Origin of the sequence: Bartonella queenslandensis AUST/NH15 (assembly GCF_000312585.1) — a bacterium.
GTDB classification, from domain to species: Bacteria; Pseudomonadota; Alphaproteobacteria; order Rhizobiales; family Rhizobiaceae; genus Bartonella; species Bartonella queenslandensis_A.
The window spans coordinates 1-482 of sequence record NZ_HE998194.1; the positions used below are offsets into that span (position 1 = coordinate 1).

General features: G+C 36.7%; 1 protein-coding gene. It reads right to left on the reverse strand.

The window, feature by feature from the left end:
- Positions 1 to 102: 102 nt before the first annotated feature.
- Positions 103 to 482 (reverse strand): antA/AntB antirepressor family protein (locus BN338_RS09850; RefSeq protein WP_051018535.1); only part of this gene is annotated, 380 nt, incomplete at its 5' end.

Sequence of the window (482 nt, forward strand, 5' to 3'; positions counted from 1 at the left end):
ACTTAACTGGTTTTAAACCTGTTCATTTTGAATTCTTACCTAAAGAATCCTCTTAACCACCTCCCCATTTTAAGAACGGGGAGGAGATTTCTGTTTTTGAACTTAAGCAGCTTTTGTAACAGATTTTGCTAAAACCTGTTTTGCTTCTTCAATGAGTTCTTTATATTGTTTACTTCTCTCTGCTAATGTAAAAGCTTTAACAAGATGCATATGGAGAGGTCCATAAATGTAAACAGCTTTTTTAGTTGGAGACATTTTATCCCAATCTTTTGGGAAATCAAAGCGTGTATCATGGTCATAATCAACAGATTGGCTTTTTAACTTTTTTTCGCATTCAATAAAGTAACGACGCGCTTGACGTCCTTTCTCATTGCGTTCAACCATGGAAAGCTCTTTTGCCATGTCTAGGGTAAGATGATAGTCTATTGCTGTAACAGCTCTAGATTTTGCGCTTCCCAGTTTTGGGAACCGCAAATCTTGTG